The sequence below is a fragment of the Kitasatospora sp. NPDC093558 genome, from assembly GCF_040683475.1.
In the GTDB taxonomy this organism is placed as follows: Bacteria; Actinomycetota; Actinomycetes; order Streptomycetales; family Streptomycetaceae; genus Kitasatospora.
Genome location: NZ_JBFBDY010001313.1, coordinates 1 through 1156 on the forward strand (window position 1 = coordinate 1; position 1156 = coordinate 1156).

Below are 1156 nucleotides of genomic sequence, written 5' to 3' on the forward strand. Positions count from 1 at the left end.
CAACCTGATGCGCCTGTCGATGGACCTGGCGACCGGCAGCGCGGGCGCCCTGCTCGCCCTCGAGGGCCACCGCTCGGGCACCGACCTGCTGGGCCCGCTGCTAGTGCCGTGACCGGATAGGTCCACCTGACTTCCTGGGGCCGATCCCGCTCCAGGAGACCCCGCGAGATCCGGAAGGAGGAACCAGCCGATGGACATCCTCAAGCTCCAAGCCATGGAAACGCCGGTCGAGGTCGACGACGACCACGCCGCCGGCTATCACACGTCCAGTGTGGTGACGGTCACGACCGTCGTCACCATCGTCTGACAGGGAGAAACCCGATGGAGATCCTCAAGCTCCAGGCCATGGACGCGGAGATCGAGACCGAGGAGAGCTACGCCGGCACCGGCGTCAGCACGGTCGTCACCGTGACCACCATCGTCACCGTCGTCTGAAAGACCGTCGTCCGAAAAACCGTCGTCCGAAAGGGAGAACGACCATGGAGATTCTGAAGCTGCAGGCCATGGAGACCGAGGCCGAGACCGAGGTCCAGGCGATCACCACCACGTGGACCCTGACCACGGTGACCACCTCGTCGACCGCCATCTGACGCGGCAGGACCTGAGGTGAATTCAGGGGGCCGGCCCTTCCCGGGCCGGCCCCCGCCCACGGAATCCGCAGAGAGCCGGGACTCAATTCATGAACGGGCAGAAAAGCTATTTCTCGGGCACCCACCGGGTGTGCCCGCCGGAGCAGACGTGGGAGCGCATCGCGCCGTTGCTGTCGGGGTTCGGCGTCACCCGAATCGCCGACATCACCTGGCTGGACGACATCGGCATCCCGGTCTACCAGGCGATCCGTCCGAACGGGCGCTATCTCTCGGTGTTCCAGGGCAAAGGGATCGACCGGATATCCGCGAAGGTCTCCGCCGCCATGGAGGCGATCGAGCGGTGGCACGGCGAGCACCTCGATCTCCGTCCCGACCGCGTCGCGACGGCCCGCGAGATCGCCCCGGAGCTGGACTACCGCCTGGACGAGCTCACCCTGCACCCGCGCGACTGCCTGAACCCCGAGACCCTGCTGAACCTGCGCCGGGCCCGGCGGCTGAGCGACGGCGGGGAGACCTTCGTGCCGCTGGACTGCCTGGACATCGACCTGCGGGTGGCCCCCCGGTGG

General features: G+C 67.6%; 2 protein-coding genes. Both read left to right on the plus strand.

What is annotated here, in order from left to right:
- The first annotated feature begins 479 nt into the window (after window positions 1–479).
- Complete coding sequence (locus AB0O00_RS40610) at window positions 480–590, plus strand: class III lanthipeptide (RefSeq protein ID WP_363659681.1); 111 nt, start codon at window positions 480–482, stop codon at window positions 588–590.
- A gap of 89 nt (window positions 591–679) precedes the next feature.
- A partial coding sequence (locus tag AB0O00_RS40615) for a YcaO-like family protein (protein WP_363659682.1) occupies window positions 680–1156 on the plus strand: 477 nt, incomplete at its 3' end.

Coding starts and splice junctions, on each gene's coding strand:
- AB0O00_RS40610 (WP_363659681.1), top strand. CDS start 480: ATGGAGATTCTGAAGCTGCAGGCCATGGAGACCGAGGCCGAGACCGAG.